The following is a 15,514-nucleotide window of genomic DNA, read 5'->3' on the forward strand; positions in this document are numbered from 1 at the left end:
CAATCGCTGCATCCGTTCGGCGAAACATTAATTATTGGGCGATAGGCTGCCACAATGATTCGGAGGATCATGACTGCAACATGGCAGAACGACCGGAAAACACGTGATTGCACGGTTTAAAACGATGAGCGGCGAAACTGTTTCGCATATTGTCCCCGCGCTCCACTTCGACAAAGGCGGGGCGGAAGACGCAATCTATGAATCCATGTCACCTCCTTCCTCCCGGCAAAGCCTGAACCCACACTTCCCCGTAAACGCGCGCATGACAATTCTCCAAAAGTCGCAGGAGGCGCAGGCGCGCATGCCCGGCTTCGCCTATTGGCTGCTGGTGCTTCTGGTTGCGGCGTCGACGTTCTGGATCTGCGGCGGGCATGTGCTTTTCAGCCAGCGGCATGCCGCCGGTCCCCACATGCCGGGCACGAGCGTATCCGCGCCCGCAGGCAACGCGATCCGCTGACCGGCGCCGATTGACCGGTCGAAAAAACGCTGAGGTTTTGCTTTTCCGGCCGATATCGGGCTATAGAGCCTTTCAAACAGGAAAGGCTCCAGGAGCCTTGCTTACCGGAAAATCAGGAAGAGTTGCATGCCGAAAGTTGGCGAGAAGAATATCGATGTTCTATTCAGTGCGCAGGAGATCGCCACGCGCAATCTGGAACTGGCGCAGGACATTGTGGCAAAACGGTTTGACAATCTGCTGGTGATCTCGATCCTCAAGGGATCGTTCATCTTCGCGGCGGACCTGATCCGCGCCATGCACGACGCGGGCGCCGAGCCTGATGTCGAGTTCATCACCGTGTCCAGCTATGGCAAGGGCACCGAGAGCAAGGAAGTGCGGCTCCTGCGCGACATCGACAGCGATGTGCACGGCCGCGACGTGCTGTTGATCGACGATATCCTGGAATCGGGCAGGACGCTGAAATTCACCCGCGAACTGATGCTGGAGCGCGGCGCGCGCAGCGTGTCCATCGCCGTATTGCTGGACAAGAGCGTGAAGCGGAAAACCGATATCGAAGCGGATTTCAAGGGCTTCGAATGTCCCGACTATTTCGTCGTCGGCTATGGCATGGATGTCGGGCATTCCTTCCGGCAGCTGCCCTATGTCGGTGTCGTCCGGGACTGAGGCTCTAGTGGAACGAATTTCACATCACGCGCAGCATGCGAATGTCAGAATCGGACCACTAGCCTCAGTTGAATTTCAGCAGGCGTTCCAGATAATCCTTTTCCATCTGCGGGCTTAGCGCATTGCCGAGCCGCTCGCGGATGGCATCGAGGATTTGCCGGGCGCGCTGGATATCGGCCTGTCCGGGCAGCATGTTCCGGTCCGGCCCGAAATCGGTGCCGCTGTCGGATTTGGACGGCCGTCCCAAGGGGTCGCGGTCACTCTGCTGCGGACCGCCCGGCTTGCCCGCCCGGCCCATGGCCTGCATCTGCTTCATCATGTCCTGTCCGCCCTTGCGCAGGGAATCCAGCGCATTGCTTTGCTGGTCAAGCGCTTGTCCGCCATCAGCCTCGCCGAGGGATTTCTGGGCATCTCCCATGGATTTTCCGGCGTCACCGAAATCCTTGTTGGGCGTAACGCCCTGGCCGTTCAGATCGTCCATCAGCTGCTGCAGGTCGGATTGCAGCTTGCCCTGGCCGTCCTGCAGGCCCTTCAGCGCCTTGGCGATATCTTCCTCTGACATCTGGCCCTGCTGGCCGTCCTGTCCCATCTGGCCGCCGAACTGGCCATTGTCCTGCATCATGCCATTCTGGCGCTGCTGTTCCAGCCTGTGGGTCTCGTTCATCATTTTCTGCTGGCGCCGCATCAGATCGCCGAGCTTGTCCATCTGCTGTTTCATCTGGTCGCCCTGGCCGTTCTTGCCCTGGGCCTGGCGCATCTGCAGATTGTTCAGCATGTCGTTGAGCTGCGAGAGCAACTGCTGGGCCTGCTCCTTCGAGCCCTGCTTGGCCAGTTCCTCGATCTGCTTGAGGATGCGGTCGATATCCTCCTGCCGCAATTCGCGGGCGTTGGGATCGGGCGCCTGCGCCATGTTGGGATTGCGCTGGGCCTGCTGGGCAAGCTCGCGCATATATTTGTTCATGGCCTTGCGCAGGTCGGCCATGCGCTTGTCGATTTCTTCGGGACTGGCATTCTGCTCGATCGCCTGCCGCAGCGCCTCCTGGGCTTCGCGCAGACTGCGCTCGGCGTCGGACAGGGCGCCGTCTTCGATGCCGCGCGCCACCTGCCACATATAGGCGACGACATCGCGCAGCTGGTCATCGCTCTTCGCAAGGTTGAGCCGGGAGCGGATGCTGCGCAGACCCAGATAACGGGCCGGATTCCGGATGGTCTCTTCCGGCCACAGGGTAATGGCATCCAGCATGTTCAGCACATCCGGCTTGGCATTGGCGTTCAGCGCCAGCATGCGCCGCTGCTCCACCACCGCGCGCGCCAGCGGATTGGCAAAGGGACGTTCCGGCATGACAAGGGTCTTGGTCTCGCTCCTGCCTTCCTGCCCGGCATCGTCAACCGCGACAAGCGTCATGCGGATTTCCGATCCGGCCCAGACATGTTCGGTCAGGTCCCGCGTCGTTTTGGTCTCGCCGCCGTCCGCGCCGCGCTTCGGCAGGCTGAGGGGGATTTCCGGGGCCTCGAACAGCGGCCTTGCATCCTTTGCCGGCGGCTGGACCTGCTCGACCTTCGCCTGCGCGCTGGCCGCACCATAATCGTCCCTGATTTCATAGGTCAGTTCCATCGTGCCATTGACGGCGCTCGATGGTTCCCTGGTGAAGCGGATGGTGGGCGGCTGGTCCGGCAACACCGCAAACGCCCATTCGGAATGTACGGTGCCGTTGTTGATCAGTCCCACTGTGGCGTTGGTATCGAGGGTCAGCTCGTAATTGCGCGGCTGGTCTTTTGCCGGGGCGGTGTCGGCCGTCTTCGCGTCCTGCTTGACCGGAACGTCGGCGGGCTTGCCGTCCGGCAGGGTCTGCGTCACCCGTTCGGTTCCGTTGCCGCCGATGATGCGGATGGTCAACGTACTGTTCTGCGGGACGGTGAACTGTTTTTCCTGGTCATTGGCCGCCGAGGTGAGGAAAACCGGCGGGCGGCCCGTATAGCGCGGCGGGGTGACCCAGGCGTCGATGCGGGGCGGCAGCGCATTGCTGCTGCTGTGGCTCTGGAATGCATCGCCGAGACGTCCGCCGAGCGGACTGCCGGAAAAGGCGAAGGCGATGACGAGAAGCAGCCCGATCACGGCCCGCAGACCCCAGGGGTCGATTTCCGGGATGTTTGTCCGGGGCAGGCCGGTTTTCAGGCCTCTGATGCGTTCGGCCATGCGCTTGCGGTGCTCGTCCCACAGGGCCTGTGCAAAAGGATCGTCCGTGCTGGTCGCCAAGATTTCCGACTGGACGGCAATCGGCTGGTGATCGAGCGTGTTGACGTCTTCAATGCGGCGGCTGACATCGGCATGGTCCGGCAGGCGGAATCTCAGCAGAGTGTAGAGGCACACCGGAAGCGACAGGACAAACAGCGTCAGCAGGCCGAGACGGACGAGATCCGGCATCATGCGGAACAGGCCGAACCAGGCGACGATCACGAACAGTGCAGCGACAAGCAACAGCGGCAGGACCCGCGGCCACAACCGCTCGAAGGCCAGGGTCAGCCACGCGGACAAGCGGAGCCGATCGATACTCTTGAAAATATCGAATCTGACCCTTTCAGCGTCCCGCTCATCGGGGTGTTGACCGGTCATCCCTGCTCCATCTCGTCACCCTGCGATTCCATCATGACCGCATTGACGCTGGTCAAGAATACCACTCATCGTGGCAAAGGCGAGGCCTTGGCGCAAAAAGCCGTTCACCGTTCTGTGTGCCGGCTGGTTTCAGAGCCAGTCCGGTATGGAATCGAGACCGATGAGTTCCTCATAGGTCGTCCGCGGGCGCACCACATGGAAGCGGTCGCCGCTGACAAGCACTTCCGGCACCAGCAGGCGGGTATTGTAGGTCCCCGACTGAACCGCGCCATAGGCACCGGCCGTGCCGATGGCGATCAGGTCGCCGGGGGTTGGACGCGGCAGGTCGCGGTCAAGACCGAGATAGTCGCCGGTTTCGCAGACCGGGCCGACGACGTCGCCGCGAATGCGCGGATGCGACGCTGATGGCTCCTTGACCGGACGGATCGTATGGAACGCGTCATAGAGCGTCGGGCGGATGAGGTCATTCATCGCCGCGTCGACGATGATGAAATTGCGCGCGTCGCCTTCCTTGACGAAGATCACTTCGCTGACCAGGATTCCGGCATTGCCGACGATCAGGCGGCCCGGCTCGAAAATGGTCTTGAGCCCGAGCGGCTTGATATGCCGGGAAACGATCGCCGCATAGGCGTCGGGCAGGGGCGGCGGATTGTTGTCGAAGTGATAGGGAATGCCGAGGCCGCCGCCGAGATCGACATGCTTGATATCGTGGCCGTCAGCCTTGAGGTCGCCGACGAGCTGGGCAAGCAGGGCGAAGGCATCGTCAAACGGCTCCAGATCGGTGATCTGGCTGCCGATATGCATGTCGATGCCGGATACCTTCAGGCCGGGCAGCCGCGCCGCGTGGGCGTAGACGGACTGTGCCTTGGCCAGCGGAATGCCGAACTTGTTCTCGGACTTGCCCGTGGAAATCTTCTTGTGGGTCTTGGCATCGACATCGGGATTGATGCGCAGGGACACCGGCGCAATCTTGCCCGCCGCCACGGCGCGGCTGGACAGGAGTTCGAGTTCCGGCTCGGATTCAACATTGAAGCAATGAATGCCCGCTGCCAGTGCAAAGTCCATTTCGCCCGGCTTCTTGCCCACGCCGGAAAAGACGATCTTGCTTGCGGGAATTCCCGCGGCCAGGGCACGGCGCATCTCGCCTTCCGATACCACGTCGGCACCGGAGCCAAGACGCGCCAGGGTCTTCAGGACGGCCTGATTGGAATTGGCTTTCAAGGCGTAGCAGACAAGCGCATCCATGTCGGCAAAGGCCGCAGCAAAGACCTTGTAGTGCCGTTCGATGGTGGCCGTCGAATAGCAGTAGAAGGGGGTGCCGACCGCGCTGGCGATATCGGGAATGCTGACGTCCTCGGCATGGAGAACGCCGTCCTTGTAATCGAAATGATTCACGAAAAATCTGCCTAGATGATGGAGTCGAGGAAAAAGCGCTTGTCTTGAACGGGCGGTCTGGCCGGTTTCGGCTCGCCCGGTGCCGGTGCGGTCACCGATGCCGGCGGCAACTCGAGCGGGCCCTTGCGGCCGCAGGCCGACACCGCGCTGACGATTGCAACCGCCATCAGAATTGTCGTGAGGTAAGAACGGCTTGTCATCGATTTTGATCCTGTCGTCCGAAAGTATGTTGTCCTGTCTAACGCATGGAGGAACGCTTTGCATCCCCCATCGTCGGACTTACGATTTCGTGATGCGTTTTTGCCAGAACCTGATCTGCTTGCGCACCTGCTCCGGCGCCGTGCCGCCATAGGATTTGCGGCTGCGCACGGATTTGTCCACGGTGAGGTAGCCGAAGACGGCCTCGGTGATGCCGGGGTGAATGCCCTTGAGGTCATCCAGCGTCAGCTTGCCCAGTTCGCTCTTCTTCTCTTCCGCCAGCGCGACGGCGCGGCCCGTCACGTGGTGGGCCTCACGGAAGGGCAGGCCAAGCTCGCGCACCAGCCAATCCGCCAGGTCGGTGGCGGTGGAATAGCCGGAACCGGCGGCCTTTTTCATGGCCGCGGTGTTGATCGTCATGTCACCGACCATGCCGGTCATGGCGGCCAGGGCGAGCTCAAGGGTTTCGGCCGCATCGAACACGGCTTCCTTGTCTTCCTGCATGTCCTTGGAATAGGTCAGCGGCAGGCCCTTCATGACGGTCAGCAGGCCGACGAGCGAGCCGGTGATGCGGCCGGTCTTGGCGCGCACCAGCTCGGCGGCATCGGGGTTCTTCTTCTGCGGCATGATCGACGAGCCGGTGGAGAAGGAATCGGAGAGACGCACAAAGCCGAACTGCGGCGTCGACCAGATGACGATTTCCTCGGCCAGCCGGGAGAGATGCGTGGCGGCAATGGCGGCCATCGACAGGAATTCCAGGGCGTAGTCGCGGTCAGAGACACTGTCGAGCGAGTTGCGGGTGGGTTCGCGGAAGCCGAGTTCCTTCGCCGTCATGTGCCGGTCGATGGGAAAGCCGGTTCCCGCCAGCGCGGCGGCGCCGAGCGGCGATTCATCCATACGCTCGATCGCGTCCTTCACCCGGCTGAGATCGCGGCCAAACATTTCCACATAGGCCATGCAGTGATGGCCGAAGGTGACGGGCTGCGCGGTCTGCAGATGGGTAAATCCCGGCATCAGCGTTGCCGCATGTTCCTCGGCGCGCTTCAGGAAAGCCTCGATCAGCTTTTTCAGCGCGGTTGCCGTGCGCTGGAATTCCTCCTTGACCCACAGGCGGAAATCGACGGCAACCTGATCATTGCGCGACCGCGCCGTGTGCAGGCGGCCAGCCGGTGCGCCGATCAGTTCGGCAAGGCGCGACTCGACATTCATGTGAATGTCTTCAAGTTTGCGTGAGAAAACGAACTTTCCGCTTTCGATCTCTGACAATATCGTGTTCAGGCCCTTTGCGATCTTGTCGTGGTCGTCCGCCGCGATTATGCCGGTTTTCGCAAGCATGGCTGCATGGGCAAGTGAACCGCGAATGTCCTGGGCATAGAGTTTCTGGTCAAACCCGATGGAAGCGTTGATTTCTTCCATGATGGCGGCCGGACCTGAGGCGAAACGGCCTCCCCACATTTCGTTGCTGTTTTTCTTGTCGGACATTGTAAGCCTTGGGTAAACCGGGGTGGATAGACGGAAAGTGTAAGATATGGACAACGGCAACGAAACACAGAAAACCACTTCAGGCGGCAGCAGGAAAATTATTGTTCTTGCCGCGCTCGCAGGCATAGTCGCCGGTGCGGTTGGGGTATACGTGATGGAGCGGCCTTCTGGCAATATTGTTGCCGGAACAAACACGACCGATCAATGCACTGCCAAGACCGATACGGCGAGGAAGATCGATGCCGCCGCCACGGGCGCTGTTGCGGCCATGCGCGGGGCTGAGAAGCCGCAATCCATGTCCGCACTGTCCTTCACCGGACCCGACGGCAAGCCGATGCGGCTGGCGGATTTCAAGGGCAAGACCGTCCTTGTCAATCTCTGGGCCACCTGGTGCGCGCCCTGCCGCGAAGAGATGCCGGCGCTCGATGCGCTGCAGACCAAGAAGGGCGGTGACAATTTTCAGGTCGTGACGATCAATATCGATACGGGCGACGACCAGAAGCCGAAAGGTTTCCTGGCGGATATCGGCGTGAAATCACTGGCGCTCTACCGCGATCCGACCATGGGCGTGTTCAATGAGCTCAAGCGCAAGAACCTGGCGTTCGGCCTGCCGGTGACGATGATCGTCGACAAGGAGGGCTGCCAGATTGCCGCCATGAACGGTCCGGCGCCGTGGGAAAGCGATGACGCCGTGCGTCTGATCGATGCGGCCATCGCGGCGCAGTGATTGCTTGCAATGCGGCGGGCCGTTGCCACGCCCGCTGTCGCGTCTGGCTGTTGAGAAGGTGGGAAAGACGGGCGGTCCATCGGGAGCGCTGAAGTCTTTGGTTGGTGTTGCGGTTGTTGCGATCCCATGGACCACCCGCCCCGGCACCCGGTTTCGTCCAACATCGCATCATTGGACTGAACCTTCCCGGCCTGGGGGTCTCCCACAGGCCGAAACGCCGGTCCTTTCCCGACTTTCGAAAGTTTCCGGAAGCATTCCCGCCGGAAAGGACGAGTGGTAGGATAAGGGATGTTTTGGTGTGTTGGATAAGTCGGCAAGATTCTTTTGAATAGGTGGATAGCAGAGCCATTTTTGCGTGGTTCGACAAGCTCACCATGAGGGCGATGGAGGATTGCAGGGAGCCAATTTCTGCTAGATTGCCGCAAACTGCATGTTCCGATTAGCTTTGCAGCCAGCCCCTCTCCCTCATGGTGAGCTTGTCGAACCACGCACCATGCATGTGCAAAAAACCCGCCGGGATTTTCATCCGCGGCGGGTTCATTGTTCATTCAATCCGAAGATCTGATTATTCCGGCTGACCGGCAGCGGCCTTGCGGGCCTTCTTGGCCTTGTACTTGTCGAAGCCGGAGGGATCGCCGGGCTTGCGCTCCTTGGGCTTTTTCACCTTTTCAGGCTTTTCCGCGGTCCAGCCTTCCGGCTTGGCCTTGGCGGGCTTGGCTGCCCAGTCGGCTTTCGGCTTGTCGTCATGCGGGCGGTCATCGCGGGCGCGGGGCGGCTTGCGGTCATCCCATTCGCGCTTTTCGCCAAAGCTTTTCTTCGGCTTGAAATCGCTGCGCGAGGAGGAGAAGCCTGCGCCCTCGCTGCGGGTGATGTTCACACCCTTTTCGCCGGTGCCGTACTGCTTGATACGCGCCAGAAACGCGTCAGCCTTGCTCGCGGTGATCTCGAAGCGGGTTTCGGTCTCGAGAATCTTGATCGAACCGACGTCGGTCTTGGTGATGTCGCCGGCCTTGCAGATCAGCGGCAGCAGCCAGCGCGGCTCGGCGCGCTGCTTGCGGCCGACACTGAGCGAGAACCAGGCACCGCTCTCGAACTGTTCGAAACGGTCCGAACGCGGCGCGCGCTCGGCGCGGTCACCCCGGTCGCCACGGCCGGGCCGGTCATCATAGCTGCCCTTGCGGATCGGCTCGAGAACGTGGGCCGGCGTGTTCGACAGTTCTTCGGGTGCAGGACGCGCGGCCATCTGCTGGCGCAGATAGGCAGCGGCAATCTGCTCGGCGGAATGCAGGCCGAGAAGCTCGCGGACATATTCGCCTTCCTCGTCGGTCATGACTTCGGTCAGTGACGGATCGTTGAGGATGCGGTCATGATTGCGCTTGTTGATGGCAGCGGCATCCGGCGGCGGCACCATCGTGGTGCTGAGCTTTGCCATCTGCAAAAGCCGCTCGGCCGAACGGCGGCGCGAAGCCGGCACGATCAGCACGCAGATGCCCTTGCGGCCTGCACGGCCGGTACGGCCACTGCGGTGCAGCAGCGTGTCCGGGTTAGTCGGCAGGTCGGCATGGATGACGAGATCGAGATTAGGCAGGTCGATGCCGCGCGCAGCCACGTCGGTGGCCACGCAAACGCGGGCACGGCCGTCGCGCATGGCCTGCAGCGCATTGGTGCGCTCGGCCTGGCTGAGCTCGCCGGAGAGCGAAACAACGGAAAAGCCGCGATTGGACAGGCGGCTGGTCAGATGCTTGACCGCTTCGCGGGTCGCGCCGAAGACGATGGTGTTCTGGGCATCGTAAAACAGCAGCGCGTTGATGATCGCATTTTCGCGCTCACGCGGCGCCACCGGCATGATGTGGTATTCAATATCGCTGTGCTGCGACTTTTCGCTGGTCGCGGTGATGCGCACCGCATCGTTCTGGAACTGTTTTGCCAGCTGGGCAATCGGTTTCGGCACCGTGGCCGAGAACATCAGCGTGCGGCGGTCCTTCGGCGCTTCGCCGAGGATGAATTCGAGGTCTTCGCGGAAACCGAGGTCAAGCATTTCATCGGCTTCGTCAAGCACCACGGCGCGCAGTTCGGTCATATCGAGCGAGCCGCGGGTGATGTGGTCGCGCAGACGGCCGGGTGTGCCGACAACGATATGGGCGCCGCTCTGCAATGCGCGGCGTTCCTTGGTCATGTCCATGCCGCCGACGCAGGAAGCGATGCGGGCGCCGGTCTTCTCATAGAGCCATTCCAGCTCGCGGCGCACCTGCAGGGCGAGCTCGCGGGTCGGGGCAATCACCAGCGCATAGGGTGCGCCGATCGAGGTGAAGCGGTCTTCGCCTTCAAGCAGCGTCGGTGCGATGGCAATGCCGAAGGCAACTGTCTTGCCGGAGCCGGTCTGGGCGGAGACGAGAAGATCCGCACCGTCCGCTTCCGGAGCAAGCACAGCTGTCTGCACCGGCGTCAGGGTCTCGTAACCACGGGCTGCCAATGCACCGGACAGCGCCGGGGCGATAGAATCGAAAATAGTCATTAATGAACTTTCAAGTACGTGTTTGGGCTGGTGTTTTCGGCTCGGCATATGTTGGGGCACGAGCGGCACGCATATAGCTTTGTTGCGCTCTCGTAGAGGTTATCGCTCATTTCGTCAATGGCAGGGCGTGGGGAGCCGATGCAGGGGAGCCCTGCAAATTCGTTGTGGGTGGTGGTTCGACAGGCTCACCATGAGGGAGGGTGAGGATTGCAGGGAGCCATATTCTGCAACATTTGCAATTAGCCTTGCAGTCAGACCACATCCCTCATGGTGAGCCTGTCGAACCACGCATATTACTGATGCCAGAAACCTCAGACAGCAAATCCGGCCCGTTTCAGGCGGACGATGGCCAGATCCAGCGCGGAGAGAAAGCTCGAGCGGTCCTTGGGCGAAAAGGGCCGCGGACCTCCGGTGATCTGGCCGGCCGAGCGCAGTTCGTCCATCAGGTTGCGCGTGGCCAGCGTGTTGCCGATGGAGGCCTCGGTGAACGCGCGGCCGGTCGGCGAGATGGCGTCGGCCCCTGCCTTCACGCAGCGGCTGGCCAGCGGAATGTCGGCGGTCACCACCACATCGCCGCGCGATACCCGTTCGGCGATCCAGTCATCGGCCGCATCGAAACCGTCGCTGACGATGACGCGTTCGATCATCGGATCGCGCGGAATGGTCATGAAGGAATTGGAAACGACATAGACCCTGACGCCGTAGCGCTCGGCAACGCGGTAAATCTCGGCTTTCACCGGACAGGCGTCGGCGTCGACATAGATGGCGATGGTTTTCTGCTCGTTCATGCTCAACCGAAGATGTGGAGGGCGGCCAGACCGACGGAGGCGGCCAGGCCGATGGCAAAGCCGATGGCGAGCGCGGCCACCAGAAAGCCGGTGCCAAGCCATGCGCCATCCTGTTCGCCGAGGCCGATGCTGAGCAGGATGATGCTGAGCGCCGGCAACTGATTGATGAGCGGAACAGGCAGCACAACGATGAGCGCCATGACCAGCGCTGCAAGGCTGACGATCCGCTCCATGACGACCTGCGGCAGCAGCCAGTAGCGCGGGCGGGCCAGCCGTTCGAAACGGATGAGCAGCGGTTCAAGCTTGCCGACAAAACGGCGATAGGTTTCCGTGCGCAGGGATTTCTTCCGCAGGAAGGCCGGGAACCACGGATTTTCCAGACCGATCAGCATCTGCAGCGAAAGAAGGATCAGGGGAATGCCGAAGATCGTCGAAGACCCCGGCGGCAGCGGCACCAGATTGAGCGCGGCAAAGAGGATCAGCAGCGCGCCGAAGCTGCGTTCGGAAAGCGCGGACAGGATGTCGTCAAACGAAACCCTGTCCGCGTCTGTTTCACCGATCTTGACCAGAATGCTGGACAGACGCCGTTCCGCAGGGTCACCCAAGGGGTCCCAATGATACGGTTTTCCGTCAGCGTTCATTCATCTTCTCCATCGATGCAATTATGCTTTCGTCGTTGTCTCGGCGATAGTGGGTGTCGAGGCAGGTTTTGCATCTATCGTTAATTCGGGTTCCGGCGCGTCGTTGCGTGTCTTCCAGAGCGAACTGAAAATGCCGGCGGCAAGGATGCCGAGCGTGATCGAGAGTGACCACATCGGCGGTATCTTTGCCAGCCCCAAAGCGTCAGCCACGAAAATCTTTCCGCCAATGAACACCAGCACGAGCGACAGTGCATATTTCAGATAGACGAAGCGATGGATAAGGCTTGCAAGGGCGAAATACAGCGCACGCAGGCCAAGGATCGCGAAGATGTTCGAGGTGAAGACGATATAGGGATCGGTGGTGATGGCAAAAATGGCCGGGATGGAATCCACCGCGAAGATCACATCTGCCAGTTCCACCATGACGAGTGCCAGGAGCAGCGGGGTAATCCATGTCTTCGACTTGCCCGTATGCGGGTCGGTGCGCCGGATCATGAATTTCTGCCCGTGCAGCTCTTCGGTGACGCGGAAGCGTTTGCGCATGAACTTGAAGACCGGATTGGCCGAGACGTCGAACTCGTCGTCGCCGGCCATGAGCATGCGGATACCGGTGATGATCAGGAACGCGGCAAAGAGATAGAGGACCCACTCATATTGTTCGACAATGGCCGCACCCGCCGCGATCATGATGCCGCGAAGGATGACAACACCGAGAATGCCGTAAACGAGCACCCGGTGCTGATATTGCTTGGGAATGGCAAAATAGCCAAAAATCATGGCGATGACGAAAATATTGTCCATCGCCAGGCTTTTCTCGACGACGAAGCCGGTGAGGTACTGCATGCCGGACTCGCTGCCCAGCTCCCACCAGATGAAGCCGCCGAAGGCGACGCCGAGACTGATGTAGAACGCCGAGAGCAAAAGGCTCTGGCGCATGCCTATATCGTGATTTTTTCGGTTGAGAACGCCCAGGTCGAGGACGAGAAGCACAAGAACAAGGGCAAAAAAGCCAAGCCACATCCATAGGGGCTTGCCCATGGCATCAACAAACAGAAGCTCCATGTGAAAAATGATCCGCCGGCATCGGTTCCAGATTACAGCTCCGACATCACGAGAGAGCCGGTAACTCTCGCCAGAGGGGCCCGGTGCTGCAATTCTGCCTGAATTGGGGAGCGGCAGGGGTCAATGCAAGGGTTTGAATGAAATAAATAATCCGTGGCCGCCGTATTGAACGGCGCTTGGCGCCCTCAGCGGGTCGGAACAGGGTTCTCGCCGCGATAGTCGTAGAAGCCGCGCCCGGCCTTGCGTCCCAGCCAGCCGGCTTCGACATATTTGACCAGCAACGGGCAGGGGCGGTATTTCGAATCCGCGAGCCCATCATGCAGCACCTGCATGATCGACAGGCATGTGTCGAGGCCGATGAAATCGGCAAGCTGCAACGGGCCCATCGGGTGATTGGCGCCCAGTTTCATCGCCGTATCGATGGCTTCGACTGAACCCACGCCCTCGTAGAGCACGTAGATGGCTTCGTTGATCATCGGCAGCAGGATGCGGTTGACGATGAAGGCCGGGAAATCTTCGGAGACCGTAAGCGTCTTGTCGAGGCTGGTAACGAATTCGCGCGCGATCTCGAACGTGACGTTTTCCGTGGCAATGCCGCGAATCAGCTCGACCAGCTTCATCACTGGAACCGGATTCATGAAGTGGATGCCGATGAAGCGCTCCGGCCGGTCCGTGGTGGCGGCAAGCCGCGTGATCGAGATGGAGGAGGTGTTGGTTGCGAGGATCGCTTCCGGATTGAGGTTGGGGCAGAGCTGGGCAAAAATCTTGCGCTTGACCGTCTCGTCCTCCGTCGCGGCCTCGATGGCCAGATCGACACCGGCGAGGTCTTCGATACGCAGGGCCGGGCGGATGCGCGACATGCCCTTGACACGCTCGGCTTCCTCAAGCTTGCCGTGGGAAACCTGCCGGGCCATGTTGCCGTTGACGGTGGCGATGGCCTTTTCCAGCTGGTCGGCGGACTGGTCATGGATCAAAACATCATATCCGGCCAGTGCACAGACGTGAGCGATTCCTCCGCCCATTTGTCCCGCGCCAACAATGCCTACAGTTTTGATCGAGCCAGCCATGTTTCCATCCGTTTCTTTTCTTTGTAGCACCAAACTAAATGGCCGGGGTAGCGTTCGTCTACCCCGGCCATGCAGATTCATTTCAATCTTGCGATGAAATTCAAAGCGCTTTTTCGAGTTCCGGCAGAATGACGAAAAGATCGCCGACCAGGCCGTAATCGGCGACCTGGAAAATCGGTGCTTCCTCGTCCTTGTTGATGGCAACGATGACCTTGGAGTCCTTCATGCCGGCCAGATGCTGGATCGCGCCCGAAATGCCGACGGCGATGTAGAGATCAGGGGCTACCACCTTGCCTGTCTGGCCAACCTGCCAGTCGTTGGGGGCGTAACCGGCATCGACGGCGGCGCGCGAGGCACCAACAGCCGCGCCGAGCTTGTCGGCCACGGGCAGGATGACTTCCTTGAACTTCTCGTTGGAGCCGAGGGCACGGCCGCCGGAGATGATGATCTTGGCCGAGGTCAGTTCCGGACGGTCGCCGCCGGAAAGCTTGGCTTCGATGAAGGTGGACAGGCCCGGATTGGCGGCGGCCGCAACAGTCTCGACCGGAGCCGAACCGCCTTCGCCGGCGGCCGCAAAGGTGGCGGTGCGCACGGTGATGACGCGCTTGGCATCGGTTGCCTGTACGGTCTGCAGGGCATTGCCCGCATAGATCGGACGCTTGAACGTATCGGGCGCGATGACCTCGATGACGTCCGAGATCTGCATGACGTCGAGCAGGGCGGCAACGCGCGGCAGGATGTTCTTGCCGTTGGTGGTTGCGGCGGCAATGATCGTGTCATAATTGCCGGCGATCGAAACGATCAACGCCGCAGTGGCTTCCGCCAGGCGGTTGGCCAGATCGTCGCTGTCAGCGAGCAGGACCTTCTTGACACCGGCAAGCTTGGCGGCCTGGTCGGCAACACCCTTGGCGCCCTTGCCGGCAACCAGAACATGCACGTCGGAACCGATGGCGAGCGCTGCGGTCAATGCCTTGGCGGTCTGGTCGGAAAGGGTCTCGTTGTCGTGTTCGGCAAAAAGAAGAATAGCCATGGTAAATTCCTTTCCTGATCTTTAGAGAACGCCGGCTTCGTTCTTCAGCTTGCTGATGAGCTCGGCAACGTCCTTGACCTTGACGCCTGCCTTGCGGCCGCCCGGCTCCTCAGTCTTCAGCACCTTGAGGCGCGGCTTAGTGTCGACGCCGTAATCGGCTGCGGTCTTTTCATCCAGCGGCTTCTTTTTCGCCTTCATGATGTTCGGCAGCGAGGCATAGCGCGGCTGGTTGAGGCGCAGGTCCGTCGTGACGATGGCGGGCAGCTTGATTTCGATGGTCTGCAGGCCGCCGTCGACTTCGCGGGTAACCTTGGCGGTATCGCCGCCGAGTTCGACCTTGGAGGCGAAGGTGCCCTGGCTCCAGCCAAGCAAAGCGGACAGCATCTGGCCGGTCTGGTTGGCATCGTCGTCGATGGCCTGCTTGCCGAGAATGACCAGCTGCGGCTGTTCGGCTTCGACAATGCCCTTGAGGATCTTGGCAACGGCAAGCGGCTCGACGATGTCGTCGACCTTGACCAGAATGCCGCGGTCGGCACCCATGGCAAGCGCCGTGCGGATGGTTTCCTGCGCCTGTGCAGGTCCGATGGAGACAACGACCACTTCCTCGACCTTGCCGGCCTCTTTCAGGCGCAGCGCTTCCTCGACCGCGATTTCGTCGAACGGGTTCATCGACATCTTCACGTTGGTAAGCTCAACGCCCGAACCGTCGCCCTTAACCCTGATCTTCACATTGTAATCGACTACCCGCTTTACCGGTACGAGGACTTTCATGGGGACTCCCTCTCATAAGAACTGCAGACAGATTTAACTGCCGGGCAATGGCACCCGCTTGCCGGATGCCGACATTGAGGTGAAAAAAACGACACATTAGTGGA

The 15,514-nt window shown here is 60.7% G+C and carries 14 protein-coding genes; 3 read left to right on the top strand and 11 right to left on the bottom strand.

Translation table 11 applies throughout. The annotated features are described in order from the left end of the window. The first annotated feature begins 262 nt into the window (after positions 1-262). Together ACIQWS_RS15545 and hpt are read left to right on the top strand one after the other, a co-directional pair. Positions 263-457 (top strand): hypothetical protein, encoded by a 195-nt coding sequence (locus ACIQWS_RS15545; protein ID WP_288193532.1) that lies wholly within the window; start codon positions 263-265, stop codon positions 455-457. A gap of 126 nt (positions 458-583) precedes the next feature. Continuing rightward, positions 584-1,120: a hypoxanthine phosphoribosyltransferase gene (gene hpt / locus ACIQWS_RS15550; protein ID WP_223613550.1), complete on the top strand. Its 537-nt coding sequence runs from the start codon at positions 584-586 to the stop codon at positions 1,118-1,120. 64 nt (positions 1,121-1,184) lie between these two features. Here the strand turns inward: hpt and ACIQWS_RS15555 are convergent, their stop codons facing one another. The 4 genes from ACIQWS_RS15555 to argH form a co-directional block, all read right to left on the bottom strand. Beyond that, positions 1,185-3,734, bottom strand: coding sequence for a TIGR02302 family protein (locus ACIQWS_RS15555; protein WP_346305782.1), 2,550 nt, complete (start codon positions 3,732-3,734; stop codon positions 1,185-1,187). A 129-nt stretch (positions 3,735-3,863) separates the two neighbouring features. Beyond that, positions 3,864-5,129 carry a diaminopimelate decarboxylase gene (lysA, locus tag ACIQWS_RS15560; protein ID WP_403180829.1) on the bottom strand — a complete coding sequence of 422 codons (1,266 nt, stop codon included), beginning with the start codon at positions 5,127-5,129 and terminating at the stop codon, positions 3,864-3,866. Positions 5,130-5,140: 11 nt separating this feature from the next. Next, positions 5,141-5,329 carry a lipoprotein gene (locus ACIQWS_RS15565; protein WP_223613547.1) on the bottom strand — a complete coding sequence of 63 codons (189 nt, stop codon included), beginning with the start codon at positions 5,327-5,329 and terminating at the stop codon, positions 5,141-5,143. 79 nt (positions 5,330-5,408) lie between these two features. Beyond that, positions 5,409-6,809, bottom strand: coding sequence for an argininosuccinate lyase (gene argH / locus ACIQWS_RS15570; protein ID WP_223613546.1), 1,401 nt, complete (start codon positions 6,807-6,809; stop codon positions 5,409-5,411). A gap of 46 nt (positions 6,810-6,855) precedes the next feature. Between argH and ACIQWS_RS15575 the strand changes: the two genes are divergently transcribed. Next, positions 6,856-7,536 (top strand): thiol:disulfide interchange protein TlpA, encoded by a 681-nt coding sequence (locus ACIQWS_RS15575; RefSeq protein WP_223613545.1) that lies wholly within the window; start codon positions 6,856-6,858, stop codon positions 7,534-7,536. 565 nt (positions 7,537-8,101) lie between these two features. Here the strand turns inward: ACIQWS_RS15575 and ACIQWS_RS15580 are convergent. The 7 genes from ACIQWS_RS15580 to ACIQWS_RS15610 all read right to left on the bottom strand — a co-directional run bounded on the left by ACIQWS_RS15580 (position 8,102) and on the right by ACIQWS_RS15610 (position 15,410). Then, positions 8,102-10,051 carry a DEAD/DEAH box helicase gene (locus tag ACIQWS_RS15580; RefSeq protein ID WP_403180836.1) on the bottom strand — a complete coding sequence of 650 codons (1,950 nt, stop codon included), beginning with the start codon at positions 10,049-10,051 and terminating at the stop codon, positions 8,102-8,104. Between the two features lie 311 nt (positions 10,052-10,362). Next, entirely contained in the window at positions 10,363-10,839 is a 477-nt protein-coding gene (locus ACIQWS_RS15585; RefSeq protein WP_403180841.1) for a YaiI/YqxD family protein, read from the bottom strand. 2 nt (positions 10,840-10,841) lie between these two features. Next, a complete protein-coding gene (locus tag ACIQWS_RS15590; protein WP_223613542.1) occupies positions 10,842-11,480 on the bottom strand; it encodes an exopolysaccharide biosynthesis protein in 639 nt (212 codons plus the stop codon). Positions 11,481-11,501: 21 nt separating this feature from the next. Beyond that, positions 11,502-12,542: a TerC family protein gene (locus tag ACIQWS_RS15595; RefSeq protein ID WP_403180845.1), complete on the bottom strand. Its 1,041-nt coding sequence runs from the start codon at positions 12,540-12,542 to the stop codon at positions 11,502-11,504. A 185-nt stretch (positions 12,543-12,727) separates the two neighbouring features. Then, positions 12,728-13,609 carry a 3-hydroxybutyryl-CoA dehydrogenase gene (locus ACIQWS_RS15600; protein ID WP_223613540.1) on the bottom strand — a complete coding sequence of 294 codons (882 nt, stop codon included), beginning with the start codon at positions 13,607-13,609 and terminating at the stop codon, positions 12,728-12,730. A gap of 100 nt (positions 13,610-13,709) precedes the next feature. Then, the gene (locus ACIQWS_RS15605) at positions 13,710-14,639 is read right to left on the bottom strand and encodes an electron transfer flavoprotein subunit alpha/FixB family protein (protein WP_403180849.1); all 930 of its coding nucleotides are present in this window, start codon (positions 14,637-14,639) and stop codon (positions 13,710-13,712) included. Between the two features lie 21 nt (positions 14,640-14,660). After that, complete coding sequence (locus tag ACIQWS_RS15610; protein ID WP_403180853.1) at positions 14,661-15,410, bottom strand: electron transfer flavoprotein subunit beta/FixA family protein; 750 nt, start codon at positions 15,408-15,410, stop codon at positions 14,661-14,663. Positions 15,411-15,514: the final 104 nt, after the last annotated feature.

This window comes from Phyllobacterium sp. NPDC097923 (assembly GCF_044760925.1).
Taxonomy (GTDB): domain Bacteria; phylum Pseudomonadota; class Alphaproteobacteria; order Rhizobiales; family Rhizobiaceae; genus Phyllobacterium; species Phyllobacterium calauticae.

Excerpts from the sequence above, each read along its gene's own strand:
- ACIQWS_RS15590 (WP_223613542.1), bottom strand. The coding sequence starts at position 11,480 with ATGAACGCTGACGGAAAACCGTATCATTGGGACCCCTTGGGTGACCCT.
- ACIQWS_RS15595 (WP_403180845.1), bottom strand. The coding sequence starts at position 12,542 with ATGGAGCTTCTGTTTGTTGATGCCATGGGCAAGCCCCTATGGATGTGG.
- hpt (WP_223613550.1), top strand. The coding sequence starts at position 584 with ATGCCGAAAGTTGGCGAGAAGAATATCGATGTTCTATTCAGTGCGCAG.
- argH (WP_223613546.1), bottom strand. The coding sequence starts at position 6,809 with ATGTCCGACAAGAAAAACAGCAACGAAATGTGGGGAGGCCGTTTCGCC.
- ACIQWS_RS15580 (WP_403180836.1), bottom strand. The coding sequence starts at position 10,051 with ATGACTATTTTCGATTCTATCGCCCCGGCGCTGTCCGGTGCATTGGCA.
- ACIQWS_RS15545 (WP_288193532.1), top strand. The coding sequence starts at position 263 with ATGACAATTCTCCAAAAGTCGCAGGAGGCGCAGGCGCGCATGCCCGGC.
- ACIQWS_RS15610 (WP_403180853.1), bottom strand. The coding sequence starts at position 15,410 with ATGAAAGTCCTCGTACCGGTAAAGCGGGTAGTCGATTACAATGTGAAG.
- ACIQWS_RS15555 (WP_346305782.1), bottom strand. The coding sequence starts at position 3,734 with ATGACCGGTCAACACCCCGATGAGCGGGACGCTGAAAGGGTCAGATTC.
- ACIQWS_RS15565 (WP_223613547.1), bottom strand. The coding sequence starts at position 5,329 with ATGACAAGCCGTTCTTACCTCACGACAATTCTGATGGCGGTTGCAATC.
- ACIQWS_RS15585 (WP_403180841.1), bottom strand. The coding sequence starts at position 10,839 with ATGAACGAGCAGAAAACCATCGCCATCTATGTCGACGCCGACGCCTGT.
- ACIQWS_RS15600 (WP_223613540.1), bottom strand. The coding sequence starts at position 13,609 with ATGGCTGGCTCGATCAAAACTGTAGGCATTGTTGGCGCGGGACAAATG.
- ACIQWS_RS15575 (WP_223613545.1), top strand. The coding sequence starts at position 6,856 with ATGGACAACGGCAACGAAACACAGAAAACCACTTCAGGCGGCAGCAGG.
- ACIQWS_RS15605 (WP_403180849.1), bottom strand. The coding sequence starts at position 14,639 with ATGGCTATTCTTCTTTTTGCCGAACACGACAACGAGACCCTTTCCGAC.